The organism is Bartonella senegalensis OS02 (assembly GCF_000312545.1).
GTDB classification, from domain to species: domain Bacteria; phylum Pseudomonadota; class Alphaproteobacteria; order Rhizobiales; family Rhizobiaceae; genus Bartonella; species Bartonella senegalensis.
In genome coordinates, this window is sequence record NZ_HE997540.1 from 825,771 (window position 1) to 843,861 (window position 18,091).

10 protein-coding genes and 2 pseudogenes are annotated in these 18,091 nt (G+C 39.0%); 7 read left to right on the forward strand and 5 right to left on the reverse strand.

The features are described from left to right. The first annotated feature begins 81 nt into the window (after positions 1-81). Positions 82-816: a methyltransferase domain-containing protein gene (locus tag BN200_RS03245; RefSeq protein ID WP_019221015.1), complete on the forward strand. Its 735-nt coding sequence runs from the start codon at positions 82-84 to the stop codon at positions 814-816. 166 nt (positions 817-982) lie between these two features. Here the strand turns inward: BN200_RS03245 and BN200_RS03250 are convergent. Together BN200_RS03250 and BN200_RS03255 are read right to left on the reverse strand one after the other, a co-directional pair. Continuing rightward, positions 983-1,277: pseudogene (locus BN200_RS03250) on the reverse strand (Arm DNA-binding domain-containing protein); the annotation flags it as partial. A 566-nt stretch (positions 1,278-1,843) separates the two neighbouring features. Beyond that, on the reverse strand, positions 1,844-2,527 hold the full coding sequence (locus BN200_RS03255; protein ID WP_019221018.1) for a response regulator transcription factor: 684 nt from the start codon (positions 2,525-2,527) through the stop codon (positions 1,844-1,846). Between the two features lie 68 nt (positions 2,528-2,595). Between BN200_RS03255 and BN200_RS03260 the strand changes: the two genes are divergently transcribed. After that, the gene (locus BN200_RS03260) at positions 2,596-3,159 is read left to right on the forward strand and encodes a L,D-transpeptidase family protein (protein ID WP_019221019.1); all 564 of its coding nucleotides are present in this window, start codon (positions 2,596-2,598) and stop codon (positions 3,157-3,159) included. A 759-nt stretch (positions 3,160-3,918) separates the two neighbouring features. On the opposite strand, the gene BN200_RS03265 is transcribed toward BN200_RS03260, so the two are convergent. Beyond that, complete coding sequence (locus BN200_RS03265; RefSeq protein ID WP_019221021.1) at positions 3,919-4,347, reverse strand: EVE domain-containing protein; 429 nt, start codon at positions 4,345-4,347, stop codon at positions 3,919-3,921. A gap of 1,413 nt (positions 4,348-5,760) precedes the next feature. Then, positions 5,761-6,855, reverse strand: a complete 1,095-nt coding sequence (gene tsaD, locus BN200_RS03270) for a tRNA (adenosine(37)-N6)-threonylcarbamoyltransferase complex transferase subunit TsaD (RefSeq protein WP_019221022.1) — start codon at positions 6,853-6,855, stop codon at positions 5,761-5,763. Between the two features lie 381 nt (positions 6,856-7,236). Here tsaD and BN200_RS03275 point away from each other — a divergent pair, with 381 nt between their 5' ends. The 4 genes from BN200_RS03275 to BN200_RS03290 all read left to right on the forward strand — a co-directional run bounded on the left by BN200_RS03275 (position 7,237) and on the right by BN200_RS03290 (position 12,082). Beyond that, entirely contained in the window at positions 7,237-8,430 is a 1,194-nt protein-coding gene (locus tag BN200_RS03275; protein WP_034988901.1) for a COG4223 family protein, read from the forward strand. 11 nt (positions 8,431-8,441) lie between these two features. Next, positions 8,442-10,019: a heme biosynthesis protein HemY gene (locus tag BN200_RS03280; RefSeq protein ID WP_019221024.1), complete on the forward strand. Its 1,578-nt coding sequence runs from the start codon at positions 8,442-8,444 to the stop codon at positions 10,017-10,019. A gap of 103 nt (positions 10,020-10,122) precedes the next feature. Beyond that, the gene (locus BN200_RS03285; RefSeq protein WP_019221025.1) at positions 10,123-10,869 is read left to right on the forward strand and encodes a glutamine amidotransferase; all 747 of its coding nucleotides are present in this window, start codon (positions 10,123-10,125) and stop codon (positions 10,867-10,869) included. A gap of 223 nt (positions 10,870-11,092) precedes the next feature. After that, a complete protein-coding gene (locus tag BN200_RS03290) occupies positions 11,093-12,082 on the forward strand; it encodes a DUF2125 domain-containing protein (RefSeq protein ID WP_019221026.1) in 990 nt (329 codons plus the stop codon). Between the two features lie 167 nt (positions 12,083-12,249). Here BN200_RS03290 and BN200_RS03295 read toward each other — a convergent pair. Next, positions 12,250-16,958: pseudogene (locus BN200_RS03295) on the reverse strand (NAD-glutamate dehydrogenase). A 272-nt stretch (positions 16,959-17,230) separates the two neighbouring features. Between BN200_RS03295 and BN200_RS03300 the strand changes: the two are divergent. Then, entirely contained in the window at positions 17,231-17,887 is a 657-nt protein-coding gene (locus BN200_RS03300; protein ID WP_019221027.1) for a carbonic anhydrase, read from the forward strand. Positions 17,888-18,091 lie beyond the last annotated feature (204 nt).

An 18,091-nucleotide genomic window follows, 5' to 3' on the forward strand; every position in this document is an offset into this window, starting at 1 on the left:
GGAAAAAAGGCAAAGGTCCATATAAGTGGGGTATATGGGAGCTTGTGATGTTGGAAAATTTTTTCTACACGGTATGTTGATGTGGATATAGTCACACTTAAAGATTTTTATGCTTCTGCTCTTGGTAGGCGTGTTCAGCAGACATTGTGTGATCAGTTAAATTTATGTTGGCCGGATCTTACTGGTAAAACAGTCATGGGTTTTGGTTATGCACTCCCTTATCTTTCTGCTTTGCGTACGCGTGCACAACAATGTGTAGCTTTTATGCCCGCTGGTCAGGGAGCTTTGCCATGGCCTTGTGCTGATAAGGTTGCAACAGCACTTGTTTTTGAAGAAGACTTACCGCTTCCTGATGCTTCAATTGATTGTATTTTATTGGTGCATGCACTTGAGTATACAGAAAATTCATCTGAAACATTGAATGAAATATGGCGTGTTTTAGCTCACAATGGTCAGTTGATTGTTATTGTTCCTAATCGCTCTGGTCTTTGGGCGCGCAATGCTTGCACACCCTTTGGTTATGGTGAACCTTATAGTCGGCAACAAATTGTTCGTTTGTTTGAAAAAACACATTTTATTGCTGGATCAATACAAGAAGTGGTACATTATATGCCGTCTTCAGGTTCTGTCTCACATTTTTTTTCTTTTCTTTATGAACCAATTGCACGCCATCTTTTACCTTATTTTGGTGGACTTTTAGTTTGTCAGGCTCAAAAACGTGTTTATCAAGGTTTGCTTGTGCAGCGTCGCCAGTCGCGGCGTGTTTTTATGCCTGCGCTGTTGCCACAAGCACGTGAGAGCTCTCTCTCCTTTTGATTTTGAGATTATGCTACTTGTCTTAATGCTTTTTATTTAGTACGTTCTTTCATCGGAGGAACATTCTTCATGCAAAGCAGAAATGCTATTGTGTTGCAAATTCATGCACTTGCTTGAAAAAAATTCAGTTAGAGTGCTAAATCAATCTGACGATAACGTTTCAAAGATGGAGATTGCGCATTGCTTCGCGCTTTTGTTTATTGCGTGTCTACAATGGGGTCACGACCCTCACGTAAAATAGAACGCCACCCAGTCGCAAATTCAAGGGCTTGTTTTAAAAGGACATCTCTCAACACTCCCAAGCTCATTTTACTGCGGCGTCTGTGAAGGGTATAACGATAAATCGATTGAGTATCCCCATCTTTACGCTTGTGGAGAAGCAAGCCGCAACCATCATACTCTTTGCCTCCCCTCACATGTTGCACCAGTCCTTGACATTTAAGACGATTCATAAGAGGAATTTTTAGTCCTTTCTTGAAGGGTTTTCTATCGACACACACTTATCCCGCTTGTTCTGTGCAAACAAGTGGTTTTGATTGATTCAACATACACAGATTTGAAATGAGAGAATGTTAACAGTCTTCGGGGTTCTCATACAATGTGAATAATGCTAAATTATCATTATAAATCAATATCTTGTAACAAGTTGTATAAGGCAAGATCTATGGACCACTAATTTTGGCGCTTGTAAAAAGAAAAACCAGTACTACCATTTTATTTGGCCGGCTTCCCGCTTTCATGATTTTTACAGTGAGAGGCAGTATCAGAGGAATTGTTAGTTCTTTTACAGCACTTTTATCCATACATTCATTTTGCTTATGACATGTAAGCGAATGATTTTTTCTGATTGTGAATGCTAAGGTTTGAAAGAGGAAGCTTTACTTGTACGTGGAGTTTGAATTTAAAGTGTAAAATGATAAATTCTTTTCATCAATTAAAATTTTTAAATTTGCTTTATTTTGCTGTCTGCGAGAATAAATGAATTGGCATCACAATCATTTTTGCAGCAATAAAACTGTTGTGAGACTTAAAGATTAAGACGATATCCGTTTTGATCTGTAATGAGGAGTTGTGCATTAGAGGGATCTTTTTCGATTTTTTGTCGCAAACGATAAATATGGGTCTCTAATGTATGGGTGACAATGTTCTCTTTGTAGCCCCAAATCTGTTCTAAAAGTGTTTCACGATTGACAATTTGCTCGTTGGTGCAAGAGAGATATTTAAGAATGGCAGCCTCTTTTTCTGTGAGGCGAATTTTGTTGTTTTGTTGATCAATGAGGAGTTTTTGTCCGGGTTTAAAAATATAAGGACCAATGTGCAAAATGGAATCGTCACTTTGTTCATATTGACGCAGTTGGGTGCGAATCCGTGCTAAAAGTACTGCAAAACGAAACGGCTTTGTCACATAATCGTTGGCACCTGTTTCAGGATCTAAAAGAGTATCGCAATTTGTGTCATCATTCGTGATCATAATAATGGGGGCACGAAATCCTTTGATGCGTAATTTTTTAACGGCTTTATGGCCTTCAAAATCAGGAAATTCAGTCCCAAAAATCGCCAAATCAACATTCTCTTTTTGGGCTATTGTTATCCCAGTTTCAGCTGTTTTTGCTTGGAAAACTTTAAATTCTTTATGAATTTGTAATTGCTCTATCAGAATAGGGCGCAAATCATCATCATTTTCGGCAATTAAAAGAGTATAGAAATTCATTTTTTTCCTTATAAGTTATGTTGATGCAGCAACTGTTACCAAAGTAGTTTCATGAAAAATGAGATCTCATGCAAGGAAAATTAAAAAAGAAACTCTATAAAAAACAAAGTTTTGTTCATTTTATGGTTATTCGACGACAAGCAGGTCATTGTGCACGTGGTATTTTGCGTGTTGGTCAGAATCATTTTTTTTGTGCTCTAGGGCGGACTGGTATTTCTGCGTTGAAGCGTGAAGGTGATGGTGCAACACCTTTGGCACGGATGCGTTTTTTAAGGGGGTTTCGCGGTAATTCTTCTTATTTTTTTCCACGTTCCGTTTTGCCTTTTCGTCGTATTCGAGTGCAGGATGGTTGGTGTGATGTGAGTGGTGATGCCAATTATAATCGTTTGGTACGTTTTCCTTATTGTAAAAGTGCTGAAAAAATGCATCGTGAAGATGGACTTTATGATATTGTTTTGGTTCTGGACTGGAATATTACAGAGAGAAAAATGGCAAGAGGAAGTGCCATTTTTATGCATTTAGCACGAGAAGGTTATACCCCAACAAAAGGATGTATTGCGCTTTCTCGCCGTGATATGAAACGCCTTTTGCCGCATATTAGCCGACAGACTACAATTATTATTGCCAGTTGAAGATTTCCGCTTTATTTTTATCCTCTTTCTTTCATTCTGTTTTATGGTTTTCAAAAGCATTTCAAAGTAAAATATCCTATATTATTGAGTCAAAATATGCACATCGCTTTTGTTTTTGCTTGTCGCTTTCCTGTGAGAGAGTCCTCTCTCTTTTAAAGAAGAGTGAAGAAGAGTGAGCCATTGTGCTCTAAGCTGGCACCATCATATTATTTGTCAGATTCCAAGGTTGCTATAATCCTTGCATAAGATAGTTTGTGAAAGGCATTTTTATTCCTTTCTTTGCTCGTTTTATCCACATGGTAATCTCGCTTGTAGCGTGCAAGAGAATGGTTTTGTTTGATTCGATATCAGAGGGGATAAAATGGGAGAATTTTACGGTATTAAGGTTTCTCATTCAAGGAGCAAAACAATAAATTATCTTTATAAATAAAGATGATAAATCTTTTGTCACAAACTTGTTTTAAAAAGGTATTTCACTTTGCATTCAATGCTTTTTTGGTGTTTACTATGAATGGCTATAAGATAAAAACAACTTGGTATTCTCTTGCTTATTATTGTTTTTCTTCGATCTTGATCTGATCTCTTTCTCTTTTTATCATTCGTAAGAGCTATTTTCATTTTTGCTCAAAAGTCTTTTTATCCATCTCTTTTTTTGGGGGCTGTGCGAAGAAACGATTTTTTGTTCTGAAGAGGCGGGATAGAAAGTGAGACGATATCATTTTACTGCATTGAGATGGTTTCATTCAATATTATTGTAAATTAGTCCTCTTCTCTCTTAAGATTGCCCATCAAACAGATTTCTCTCCATTCATCTTCTGTGACGGGTTGTACGGATAAACGGCTGACATTGACCAATACCATATTTTTTAGTTTTGGATTAGCCTTGATTTGTTTTAAGGAAACAGGGGTTGGTATATCATAGAGAGCACGGATATTTACACATTCCCAACGTGGATCCGTGGTTGTCGAGTCTTGGTGTGCTTCAGCACAGACTTCTACAATGCCTACGATTTCTAAACCTTTATTTGAGTGATAAAAAAAGCCTTTATCCCCATATTTCATAGCGCGCATATTGTTACGGGCTTGATAGTTGCGGACACCATCCCATTGTTCGCTAGCGGCACCTTTTTGCTTCTGCATGTCCCATGACCATTTATGGGGTTCAGATTTAAAAAGCCAGTAAGCCATGAGACCTCCTTTTTCATGAGATTGTGTCGCATTTTATAAAATATAAGCATTTGTATAGCACATCAGCAATGATTTTGGATTTTAAATGGAGTAAAGAGTGCTTCTTCCCAATTTGTTTGTTGCTTTTTTACAAAATAATAAAATTGTGAGAGAGGCATGTACCATATTACCTTGCTTCGAATATCTCAGATTAAAATTTGAGAATAAAGCTTCAATGGTGATAATGTTCTTTTTGTAACTGTTTCATTGATAACAATGTTCCATTTATAACAAACAAGATTGTCTCTCAAGGAGAGGCATTCCATCAATAAAGCGTAGGCATTGGCATAAAGTTACGATTTTTTGAGGATAAATTTCTCAGATATTTGTAAGAACTAAAAACCTTTCCTGTCCTTTTGTTGAAAACGTTCATTTTGTTTTAAAAGTGAGAATTCAAAGATGAGGATTTTCTTTTTATTGCATAGTAGAATGTATTATCCATATGTCTGTTTATGGCAAGTGGCATTAGCTTCTCTTACTCAGATTTGTGATCTTGGTATCAAAAGATAGCTTGTATCAAGTTTTGGAAGTGTTTGTTAAAGACTATGAGGTATAATGGTCAATCTCGTGAAGGAGAAATATCTCTGTTATCCGTGATCCTTCTTATAGCTGGCTTTAGACTTTTCAGCATGAGAGAGTCTTTAATAATGAGAGAGTCTTTAATAAAAAGCGGGTTACGATTTGACTGCGAAGTGTTATGCTTTAGTGGGATGTTATAAACTAAACTTTATGTTTTCTTCTTACGCTAGAGATGGCAATGATAGTATACAAGCATTTCAGTTTTTTAAAGGAGAGGGAAAACGCAAAAACTCTTGCTGAGAGAGGGGAGGCGCTGATACATAAATAGAAGCGATGAGGAAGAAAAACTGTATTGCTGTCTTCTTTCCATCCAAACAGATAAACAGTGCAGAATTATGATGAAACTTTTACGATGCACGTTATCTTATTGAAGGCTTTCGCAATAAATTTAGATACTTTCAATATCCTCTGTTCGTGATTGGATAAAAAGGCTTCTTTTTATGGGCGTGCTGGTTTCTACTTTCATTGTTCTTAGGCTTACAGAGGAAGGCGCAAAAGACCTCGATATTTTTATAGGATGCATGAAGATATTTTGACTTTAATTTCCTGTTAGCAAGAGCTATCCGGTTTTATGAAATAGACTTAAGGTCAATCATTAAGCATGTGCAATTTGAGTTGTTCTTTCGGTTTTTGTCTAGAAATTTTGACCAATATGGTCCCATTGAATGGGAAGAAAATCTGGCAAGAAATTCATTGCCTCAAGTTCAAAAATTATTGTGATAAGGGTAATGATAAGATACTAAATGATGCGAGTTCATTTTGTGCTCTTTGAATAGAAGCCGTTGATTTGTTTTCTCATGCTTTTGTTCCACGCCGTCCTGTTCCAATTAAGGGAGCGGATTTTTCATCCAGTGGCCAGCGGGAGCGAGGAGCAATGTCAAGAGAGCTTTTTTCTCCTCGTGCCAGTCTTTGTGCACCAGCAAAAGCAATCATTGCGGCATTGTCGGTGCATAAGGAAAGAGGAGGCGCTATAAATTCAAAACCTTGTTGATCGGCAAGTTCTTGCAGTGTTAATCGAATGGCTTGGTTTGCTGCTACGCCTCCTGCAACAACTAAAGCAGGAGGACGCGGTCCTTGATGATGAGAAAGAGGATATTGCTGGGTAAAGTGTTGCAGAGCTAAATGAACGCGGTCGTACACTGTGTCGGTAACCGCTGCTTGAAAACTTGCTGCAATGTCAGCAACATCGCTTTCTGTAAGAGGGGAGAGAGCTGTTGCTGCTTGTCGAACGGCGGTTTTAAGACCAGAAAAAGAAAAATCTAATCGTTTTTCACCTTTTAAAGGTCTTGGCAGAGAAATACGGTTTTGATTGCCTAATAAAGCCGCTTTTTCAAGTGCTGGACCGCCAGGGTAGGGAAGGCCTAAGAGTTTTGCTGTTTTATCAAAAGCTTCTCCTAATGCATCGTCAATGGTGGTTCCTAGACGCTGGTAATTTCCTACTCCGTGAACCAGGATTGTTTGTGTATGTCCCCCTGAAACTAACAGCAATAAATAGGGAAAATGAACATTATGCGTGAGCACTGCTGTTAAAGCATGACCTTCCAGATGATTAACACCAATAAAGGGTTTTCCAGTAGCAAGAGACAGGGCTTTCGCACTCATAACGCCTACTAAAAGTCCTCCTATCAAACCAGGACCACTTGTGACTGCAATGGCATCAATGTCTTTCAGTTTTATATGGGATTCTCTGAGAGCTTTCAGAATTAAATCATCAAGAATTTCAACATGGGCACGCGCAGCAATTTCAGGAACAACACCGCCATAAGGTGCATGATGATCTGTTTGGCTCCAAACAATGTTGGAAAGAATTTGGCTGTTGCCTCCAATAGTGTGTTCAATAACAGCAGTAGCAGTTTCATCGCAACTTGTTTCTATTCCTAACAGACGCATTTCAAACAAAACCTTATGTTTAAGCTTCTTTCATATGTGGGTAGCATGGACAGGCAAAGATGCAAAGAACTTCCCTTAAAATTAATTCCTTTCATAAAAAATGCATTTTAGCATTTTTCCTGAATATAATTGCTCTCTTGATTAAAAATGAAGCTCTGTTTTTCAGTATAAAATGATGATGTTTTTTTTAAAAGCTTGTTTCTTAAGCTCTATAATTATAAATACTTTAAAGAAGGATGCACTGTTGAAAAATTTTATGCAGAAATACTCTTGATAAAAAGAGTGTAAAATAGATTCTATTGTTTGAGAAATGTTTCAGTTTTAAAGATTTTTTCATTTTGTTATTTTATCGTTAAAAAAAGTACCAAAAAAGTGATTGAGATGGCAGATTCTCCAAAACCGAAAGATAAACCGCATTACACCGGTGTTCGCCCTAAGAAACCTGTGATTGAACAGGACATTATAAGCCATGATTCAGAGCAAAAAACACAAAATTCTGTAGAAGCAGATAGAATAGAAACAGGGAAAATAGAAAAGCAAAGCACACAGAGTAAATCCATATTGGGTATGACTTGGCTTTTCTTGCCAATTTCAGGAATTTTCGGTGGTCTTATCGCTTTGAGTCTTTTTATAGGGCTGCAATGGGCAGGATTGCTTCCGTCTTCTTTACTGGGAAATCATATGGGAGAAGAAAATGCTTTGCAGATTGCTGAAACCGCAAAAAGTCAAAGTGAAGAGACAAGGCGGCAATTGAAGCATGTACTTCAAGAAATTGATAGCTTGAAAGCAGAATTTTCTTCTTTTTCATCACGTCAACTTGGAACATTTCAAAATGATAAGGCATCGCAAGAAGAAAGCAGAAAAGCTTTTGCGGCCTTAGAAGAAAAAGTAAGTGGTCTTGAAGAGTATGTGCTCACTTTAGTTGGAGTCTCAAAAGAGATGAAAACAGCTCTGTTGGTTGGGCAGAACAATGCAAGTGCTCTGACAGCTTTAACGCAACGTTTAGAAACTCTGCAGAAAGAGATTGCTGTTAAAAGTGAGGAGAAAGAAAAGAAAAATACGGCATTGTTTATTGCGATTAATTCGTTGAAAAATGCGGTCGAGCGTGGCGGATCTTATGTCAATGAGTTGAAAATATTACAACAATTATTACCTTCGATTGAGGGGATTGATCTGTTACAAAAAACAGCCTCTATAGGATTTCCTAGTCCAGCTCAACTTGCAGCTGATTTTGCCAATGTTGCTGATACAATCGTTGCAACGCAAAAGACCGTTGTATCAGATGCTAGTTTTTTTGAACAAATTTTGGCATGGATGAAAGGTCTGATTGTTTCGCGACCAATTGGAAATGTTGAAGGGATGACATTGGGGGCAATTGCCGCGCGGATGGAAGTTGCTATTCAAACGGGTGATTACGAAAAGGCTTTGAGTGAATGGCAAACATTGCCTCAAACTGCAAAAGATGTTTCAGTAGATTTTGTTCACCAACTTGAAAGATATGTTGCTGTTCATAACCTCCTTGATCAGTTACTGTTGTCGGCACAACAAGGATCTTTTGAAGCAAAGAAGATGTAAATAGGCTGAAGATGATACGTGTTTTGATTTATACTTTTGTTGTATGTCTGTTCGGCTTAGCTTTTGGGTGGGTTGCTAATTATAATGATGCCCTTGTCATAACGGTTTCCAACTTTCGATTTTCCGTTTCATTGTTGACAGCTTTGAGTATACTTATTTTGTTACTTGGAATTTTGGTGCTTTTATGGTGGCTCTTTTCTGTACTTTTTTCTGTACCTCACGTCCTCTCCAATTATTTTTATAGACGTCATCAAAGGTATGGTTATGAAGCTCTTTCACAGGGCTTTCTTGCCGTTTTTGCGGGCGATACTGTTGAGGCGCAAAAAATGCAGATACGTGTTGAGAAATATCTTGCCGGGAATCGTGAGCCATTGGTGAAGCTCTTACAAGCGCAAACTTTATCTTTGCAGAATAATTCTGTTCGCGCCATTAATCTTTATGAGCAAATGAGAAAGGAAAAACAGACAAAGTTGGCTGGCCTTTACGGCTTATTTCGTGAAGCTATGAAGACTAATGCTTACGAAGCAGCACAACAATATGCACAAGAAGCACAGACTTTATCACCAGCACTTTCGTGGGCACATCAAGCTGTGCTCGATCGGTTGAGTGCAGAGGGAAGATGGGATAAAGCTCTTGATGTTTTTGAGCAGGCGCAAAAAGCTTTACCACGTTCTGTCCGCTTAGCTCCAGAGCGTCAACACCTACAGGCTTTGCTGCTCAGTGGGCGGGCTCTTCATTTATTGAGAACGCATCCTGTAGAGGCTCGTAAGGCTATTTTAAAAGCACATAAACTCGTGCCTGATTTTATACCTATAACAGTGATTGCCGCTGATATTCTTTATCAATTAAATGAAACACGCAAAGCTGATAAAATGATTGTTGCAGCGTGGCAGAAAGAGCCTCATCCTGATTTGGGAGCGCTTTATATCGAAAGAGAAGAAGGGGCTGTTGGGCGCTTGAAAAAAGCTAAGGCACTTGCTTCTCATAATAAAGACACATTTGAATCCACTTTTCTCGTCGCTAAAGCTGCTCTTGATGCCGGTGAAAGGGTATTGGCTAGGGAACAGGCACAAAAAGCACTGCAGTATCATAAACGGGAAAGCGTTTATTTGTTGTTAGCAGATATTGAAGAAGCACAGGGTAATAATCAGGCAGCAGTACGGCAATGGCTTTCTTTGGCGCTGCGTGCTGAACGTGATCCGGTATGGATGTGTGACGGGACTATTTTTTCTTCTTGGGCAGCAGTTTCTCCAATCAGTGGACGTTTGGGCTGTTTTGAATGGAAAGCGCCTCCCCAGATGCCTCCCTTCACATTAGAGGCTGAGACTCTTGTGTTGACAAAAAAAGATCAAGAAAATCTAGAAGATAAAAAAGAGAGCGTGGGTAAAAATGCTGTTGTTGAAGCTGAAATGCAAGAAGAGTCTCCTTCTGTAAAGGTTGATCTTTTGCATCATGTACAGATAGATAAACAAGAGACAAACAAACAAAATACAGAGGAATCTCATCAAGTCCGCTTAAATGTTGATGATCCAGGGGTTAAGACAGAAGAAAATGCGTTTTTATCGAAAAAAAAATTTCGGTTGTTTTAAAAAAACTCTACAGTGAATATTTTGTACCGAAAATGTTTTCTTGTGCTGTAAAAATGAAATTTTACTTAGCTGCAAATGAGCTGCAAAAGTGATAGATTAAAATATGCTTATAATGCAAAGATGTGCTGATAAAAAACAAAGAAAGAGCAAACCAAGGATTGCCGTTGTTATTCATCGTCAATCTTCCTATACTGGTCGTTTGGGAAAATTTTTGCAGAAAAGTGGTTTTGTTCTTGATATTTACCGTCCTATTTTTGGGCAGAGACTTCCCAATACATTACAGCATTATGCCGGTGTTGTCATTTTAGGAGGGCCGATGAGTGTCAATGACAAGGAAGACTATATTGGTGAGGAAATTGATTGGATTTCTTTGTCGTTGAAAGAGAATAAGCCTTTTTTAGGTATTTGTCTTGGAGCACAAATGTTAGCACGAAATCTAGGCGGGCGTGTTTGTACAAGAAATGATGGAACCGTTGAAGTCGGCTGGTATCCGCTGGAAGCAACTCCACAAGGTAAGGCATTGATGAATTGGCCAGAAATGGTTTATCATTTCCATGATGAAGGTATTTATGATTTACCTAAAGATGCAACGCTTTTGGCAACAGGTCAGACATATCCTACACAAGCTTTTCGTTATGGAAACAGTGCGTGGGGTTTGCAGTTTCACGCTGAATTTACACGGGCTATGATGCGGCGTTTGGTTGTGCGTTCAGCGCAAAAATTAACTGAAAAGGGCGCACAGCCGGCTTCTGTACATCTGAAAGGTCGTTTAATCTATGATCAGGCTTTGAGCCAATGGTTTGAAAATGCATTGCGACAAATTTTTTGTGTATCAACTGCGTGCGTGTGAATGTTAAAAGCCATGACTCTGTTGCTTATGAGATAAGGAGAGTTTTTATTTTGTTTATATTCTCTCAATTGACGTCATTCCGGAAAAATCTTTCTCTGAGTCATTTACTTTGTGGAGTGTTTTGTCTTGTTCTGATACTCATTTATAGTTCAGTCTGGTTTTTTTTTCACGTAAAATAGAAGAGCGTCTTTCTAGTATCCTTGCAAGGCTATCTAATGGTGATATGTCGGCTGTGTGCAAACATATCCGCAAAAATGGTTATCCGTTACGGATTGGTGTTGTTTGTGATCAATTTCAATTTGTTTGGCCGTTGTACGGTTTTTCTTTATCAACCCCGCATTTAACCGTTAGTGCACCAATTTATGTACCTCATTGGCTAGAGATAGAAGTTCATTCTCCTACATCAATTGTTTTATTTGAAAAAAATCCCATAATGTCACGTTGGCGCAATTTGGTGATTGGGACAGATCCTTATTTGAGGTCCGGTAAAACATTTAAGCTTATGGCTGAAGGGCTTGAAATTTTTCCTATGGCGTCATCCCTTAAAAATCAGAAATTTGACGAAGCACCGCAATCACAAACAGCAGATAAAAATATCATGCAAGAAGCTATTGAAAATCAGGCATCTTTGAGAGATGCTGATGACATAATTGTACATCCGTTAGAGCAAAAAAATGCTTCTCCAAAAGTAACGGCTGAATTTGTGCGGCTTGATCTTAAGTATGAGAAGAATAATTTATCGGGGCATATTACTTTCGATGATTTTGATGCTTCTGTGTTTATTAAACCTGAATTTATTGATTTTCCAAAAATTGACGGCAATTTAAAATGGATTCTCAATGATGTCTCCAATCTATTTGATGCAAATGGTAAAGGTAGTTGGAAACACCGTTTGTATGGGAAAAGTGGTCTTTTAAAGCACGCTGAATTGATGTTTCATACGGGCGGTGCACTGGGAATAAGTGGACCTTTCTCCTTTGATGATGAAGGATATTTGACAGCAGAATTTGAACTTGCCTTTATTCAGCACACAGAGCTTTTGACGACTATGCAGCGTTTGTTTCCTGTACACGCTAACAATCTTCAAGCTGTATTTTTTGTTTTGGGTGCTATGCCTAAAAATGCAGATGGCAATCCCGTTCTTCCTCTACTGATTAGTCATGGATGGGCAAAACTGGGGTTTTTAAAACTCGGCCGTCTTGCACCACTTTAAGTTTGGAAGGTGTGTTTAAAATTGCGCACTCAAGTTTATTGGTAAGTGAGATCTTTTTACTTTAAACACTCTGCTTAAAAATGCAAATGGCACTCCCGTTTTTCCTTTGCTGATTGCTCATGGATGGGTAAAACTGGGGATTTTAAAACTCGGCCATCTACACCGCTTTAAGTTTGAAAAGCAGTGTTTTGAAGTTGTGAAATCAACCCTGCCGCAAAGGTAAAACGAGAAATGTTGAGATCACTTTCAATGAGAGGACCAATACGGTTTGTTACGTTTTGAATGTGCTCTTCTTCTGTTTTGCTCCAAGCTGCAAACGGATTCTCTTTTTTTCCATAATTTTTTAAGATTTTCATAACGATTTGTCGTAAGCTTTTGGCAATATTTTCTTTGGCTTGGTTTAAAGCCATATTATCATAATAATCAACTACAGGAATTGTTTGACTCGCTTCATGAATGCGGCTGATACGCATGATTTGAGCAAGTGAGAAATAGATTTCTGCAGTTTTAATAAGATCGCTGTTGCTTTGCTTGGCAACTAAAGAAATATCACAAATTATTGGAGCAGCCTCCAAGAGAGCCAATTGCTTTGCTAAAGCTTTTGGGGCTCCCTCTTCGCTATATTTTATCGCTTTCTCATGAACTTTTTGAGTAATATCTTTACCTTTTAAATGTATAAGCTGTTTTTCAATAATCTCACGGGCTTGCTTCATTGTTTTTACAAGTTCTTCTAAGGAAACAGAAAGATCCATATTGTGCAAGCCCCAATTTGTTGTCTCAAAAAGCATAGAGGTTATTGCTGCGTAGAATTTGTTTTGAATAAGACCGGGTATCTTATTATCAAGTTTATCAATTTGGTCCGATAATTGAGGAATATCAAAACCATCGCGAAGGGCGATGAAAACACGAATAATATTTTCTACCTTTTGTTCTGTTGCATCTTGGAGGCGACTCACAAAGGTTGGTCCTCCTCGGTTTACAATATCGTTGGCAATCAGTGTTGCAATAATATTACGACGCAATTGATGATGAATAATTTCTTTCTCAAAGCTTTTTTGAATTTGAGGTGGAAAATAGTTCAACAAAATGGCATCAAAATAACGATCATCAACAATGGGGCTTTGGACGATTTCTTCTTGTAGGGTTAGTTTAGCATAAGCCAAAAGAACAGCGAGTTCCGGACGAATAAGCCCTTGCCCTTGGGGTGTTCTTTGACGCAAAACTTGCTCATTGGGAAGAATTTCAACTCTACGATCGAGAAGCTTTTTCTGTTCCAAGTCGTGCATAAAGCGTATTTGATAAGGCAAATCCGTAGCGCTTTGGCTTTCAGCCAAGGAAAGAGAAAGTGTTTGCAAATAATTGTTACGCAGGACTAACTTCTCAACTTGGGGAGTCATCTTTTTCAAGAGTTCATTGCGTGTTTCGCGGGTAAGCATTTTTGCACGAAGTGCTGATGCCAGAACAATTTTAATGTTCACCTCAACATCTGAACAATTAACGCCTGCGGAATTATCAATGGCATCCGTATTGCAGCGTCCACCGTTTAACACATATTCAATTCGACCACGTTGTGTAACGCCAAGATTAGCGCCCTCACCAATCACTTTTGCACGCACTTGTTCACCGGTGATACGGAGTGCATCATTCGCACGGTCTCCTACTTGTGCATCGGTTTCTGTTGTTGCACGGATATAAGTACCAATGCCACCAAACCATAAAAGATCAATAGGTGCTTTGAGAAGTGCAGAGATAATTTCAAAGGGCGTTCCGGTTTGTTTTTCAAAGCCAATGGCTTTTGCTGCTTCTGGTGAAAGAGTAATGGTTTTTGCTGTGCGTGAGAAGATACCACCGCCCTTTGATAATTTTGTCTGGTCGTAATCTTGCCAACTGGAACGAGGGAGTTGAAAGAGTCGCATACGCTCTGCGTAGCTTTCAGCTCTATTGGGATCTGGATCGATGAAGATATCACGGTGATCAAAGGCAGCAATAAGTTTGGTTTGTTTGGAAAGCAACATTCCATTGCCAAAAACATCACCGGACATATCACCAACCCCTACACAGGTGAAGGGGGTTGTTTGGATATCATGATTAAAGGATTCTCGAAAATGTCTTTTAACTGCTTCCCATGCACCTTTGGCTGTAATTCCGATGGCTTTGTGATCATAGCCTGCTGATCCTCCAGAGGCAAAAGCATCATCAAGCCAGAAGTGGTTTGCTTGGCTGATGGTGTTGGCTGTATCAGAAAAGGTTGCCGTGCCTTTGTCGGCAGCGACAACAAAATAAGGGTCATTGTCATCATGGCAAATGATCTCGTGAGGTGGGATTATTTTGCCATTCATCAAATTGTCGGTGATGGAAAGTAAAGCCGTGATAAAGTCAATGTAAGCTTGACGCGCGGCTTCTATGATTACGCCACGATCATTCGTTTGAGGAAGACGATGAGGGTAAAATCCCCCTTTCGCGCCAACAGGAACAATAACTGCATTTTTAACCTGTTGGGCTTTGACTAAGCTTAGCACTTCAGTACGATAATCAAGTGCACGATCTGACCAACGGATTCCACCGCGAGCAATAGGACCAAAGCGTAAATGAACACCTTCAACTTCTGGTCCATAAACAAAAATTTCTCGATAAGGACGCGGTTCAGGTAAACCCTCAATTTGGCGTGGATCTAACTTGGTTGCTAAAATACGCCGTGGATTGCCATCGGCAAGAGGCGTAAAGGCATTGGTGCGTAAACTTGCAATGATAAGGTTACGATAACGGCGTAAAATCAGATCATCATCTAAACCGGATACTTTCTGTAATTTTTCTTCAATGCGTTTTTGTATGATTTTTTGGTTTTTTCTCGCTCTTTTTCTGTATGGCTTTGATGAAATTTCAAATGAAACAAAGCATAAAGATCTTGGGTAATGTCAGGATAGGCATTTAAGGTTTGGGCAACGCGGTCTTGTGAATAAGGAATTCCAGCTTGTTGGAGATAGCGCCCATAATGCCGCAAAATGACAATTTCACGCCAATCAAGCTCTGCTGTTTGAGTTAGTGCATTAAAGGCATCGTTATCCGCATTGTGCGCCCAAACTGCTTCGAATGTTGCTGCGTGTTTTTGACCGGTTTTTTCGAAATCCATACAAAGTTGGAAGGCGCTTTCTAGTTGCATATCGTGCAGATATACAGAGTGTCCGTTGCCATCTGGTAATTCAAGTGTTTGTTCAGCGATGACTCTAAATCCCATATTTTCAAGGAGCGGCACGCGCTTGGAAAGAGCTAGTGCTTCGTGGCGGTGAAAGAGGCGGAGAGAAATATTTTGTTTTTCTTTATTGTGTGTATGATAAAATGTCACAAAAAGCGGTTTTTTATCATGAAGACTTAAAATATGTCCGGCATCTTCAATGGCCTCTTCTGGTGAAAATAAGTCACGATAGCTGTTGGGAAATTGGCTAGCTAAACGTGTTTGTTGCTCTGTTGTTTTGCGGCTAAGAGCTATGGTTTGGACACTCTCTTCCCAACTTCTGGCTATAAAACGTACATGCTGTTCAAGTTTGGTGCGCTCAATAAGAGGAGCATTCTCACTCCCCTTGCGGTGGATGATATAATAGACACGTGTGAGTGTGCTTTCCAAAAATAGCGGATAGGACTCAAAAAAATCACCATTATAGAGCTCAACAAAATATTCGCCAACTTTTTCGCGAATGTTACTGCTGTATTGATCACGCGGGACATAGACAAGTATCGAGACAAAGCGCCCAAAAGAATCCGTGTGCGCAAGCACGCGCAAACGTGGACGTTCATCTAATTGCATGATAAGTTTGGCATTTTCTGTCAATGTGTCAACGTCAGAGCGAAACATTTCATCTCTTGGATAGGTTTCTAAAACACTGATAAGTGCTTTTCCAGAATAGTCAGCACGGTTGTATCCAAGGCGTTGAATGATAGTTTTGGCTTTTTCTTTTAAGAAAGGGATTTGCAAAATAGAGCGCGTATAAGCTGAGGAGGTAAATAACCCTACAATGCGCAATTCTCCACAGAGCTTGCCTTTTTTGCCAAAGATTTTAAGACCAATATAATCGAGCCAAACAGAACGATGAATTTTTGAGCGGCTGTTGGCTTTTGTCACAATAAGTAAGTTATCATTTTCCATAAAGGATAGGATTTCTTGCGGAAGCTCTTCCAAGCCTGCATCGCCAATAATACGAATAGAGGCATCGGTGAGAATGCCTAGTTCAATGTTACTGGATGTAAAGGCTTCCCTGGGTTCTTGGTTTTTGATGACGTTATAAGTGCGCATGCCAAGAAAGATGAAATTATCGTCCATCAACCAATTGAGAAATTCAATGGCTTTTTCACCTTCTTGTTTATAGTGTTCGGGGAGGTTCGTTTGATAGGCATGGATATGCTTTCTCACTTCTTCAAGCATAGGTTGCCAGTCTTGTACAGCGGCATTGACTTGTTCAAGGACTAAGGCAATCTCTCCTTTGAGCTTTTGGATCTGCTGTTCATTTAAGGATTCAATATGGATTTGAATCAAGCTGATGCGCTGTCCGCAGGCACAATCAAGAACAGGGTGTGCAATCAAATAAATGTGATTTTTATGCTGATTAAAGAGATTTAAAATAGAATCGAGAAGAAAAGGTTTGTTATCGTTTACCAGCGTGATAACGGTTATAGGCTTCTTATTACGGGTCAAATTTTGTTCAAAGCAGATAACACTTTTGCCTGCTTGATGAAGATGAAAAGCTTCAATGGCAGTTATTGTGGCTTTTTGGAGTTCTGTACTTTCGTAACAGGTGATATCTTCTTTATCGGTGTGAGCAAAAAGGATTTGTTTTATTTGATCTTGATGGTTTTTTGTTTCTAATGTTTTTTGTTTTAACACAATAATATTCCCTTTTTGCTCTTAAGAGTCTCTCTTGCACTGCAGCAGACCAATTTATTATTCTCTGCAGTGTTACACGTTATTCTTTGAAGCGTAACCTTCCTTTTGAAGAGAATAGTTCTTTATTAGGGAAGGATAAAGGTATTTCTTTTATTTTACAGTAATAATTTGCCGCTTTATGAAATATTTTGCGCGATGAAAGAATATTTTTAGTGTTTTTTATGTTAATAGTCTGTTTTTTTTAAAAGAGACAAAATGAAAGTAAATCTCAAATGACGCGTTTGCCAGAAAGACTTTTAAGCGGTTATCAGTCTTTTATAAAAAATCATTTTTTATATAGAACAGCAGATTATCAGCAATTGGCAATTGAAGGGCAGAAACCTGAAATTTTGGTCATTGCTTGTTGTGATTCGCGAGCAGTACCAGAAACGATTTTTGATGCTAAACCAGGTGAAATTTTTACGCTGCGCAACGTGGCAAATTTGGTTCCTCCTTTTTCTCCTGATAATCAATATCATGCAACATCAGCAGCGATTGAGCATGCCGTTCAATTGCTTGAGGTGAAGCATATTGTTGTTTTTGGTCATGCCCATTGTGGGGGGGTGAGCACCGCTCTTGAGGGAACGTGCAAGTCTTTATCGTCAAATGATTTTATTGGTCAATGGATAAGCCTTTTGGCACCAGCAGCACAAACAGTTGTTGCAAACAAATCGTTGACTGTTGCAGAGCAGCAGACCGCATTAGAGAAACTTTCTATTCGTCATTCGTTGAAAAATTTAGAGACATTTCCTTGGATAAAGGCGCGGAAAGAGCAGGGTGTTTTGACGTTGCACGGGGTTTGGTTTGATATCTCAAGCGGTGAATTATGGAGTGTAGAACAGGAAGCAGGTCATTTTATGCGTGTGGAGGTGGAGAATTTTGAGGGATAATTTTTGCTACCTTTTTGCTTCGTATAAAAGCTATTTGTATGATAAATCTTGACAAAGCTGGGGTTTTATTGTTTGAAAGGATAAGCTTTCAGTGACAGAATTAACTTGGAGCCACCGACTGAGACCCCAGTTTAAGGGTATAAAGAGATCTCAGAGGTCAACATCCGACGGCGCGATGCGTTCTCGGATGCCATTTTGGTTTGT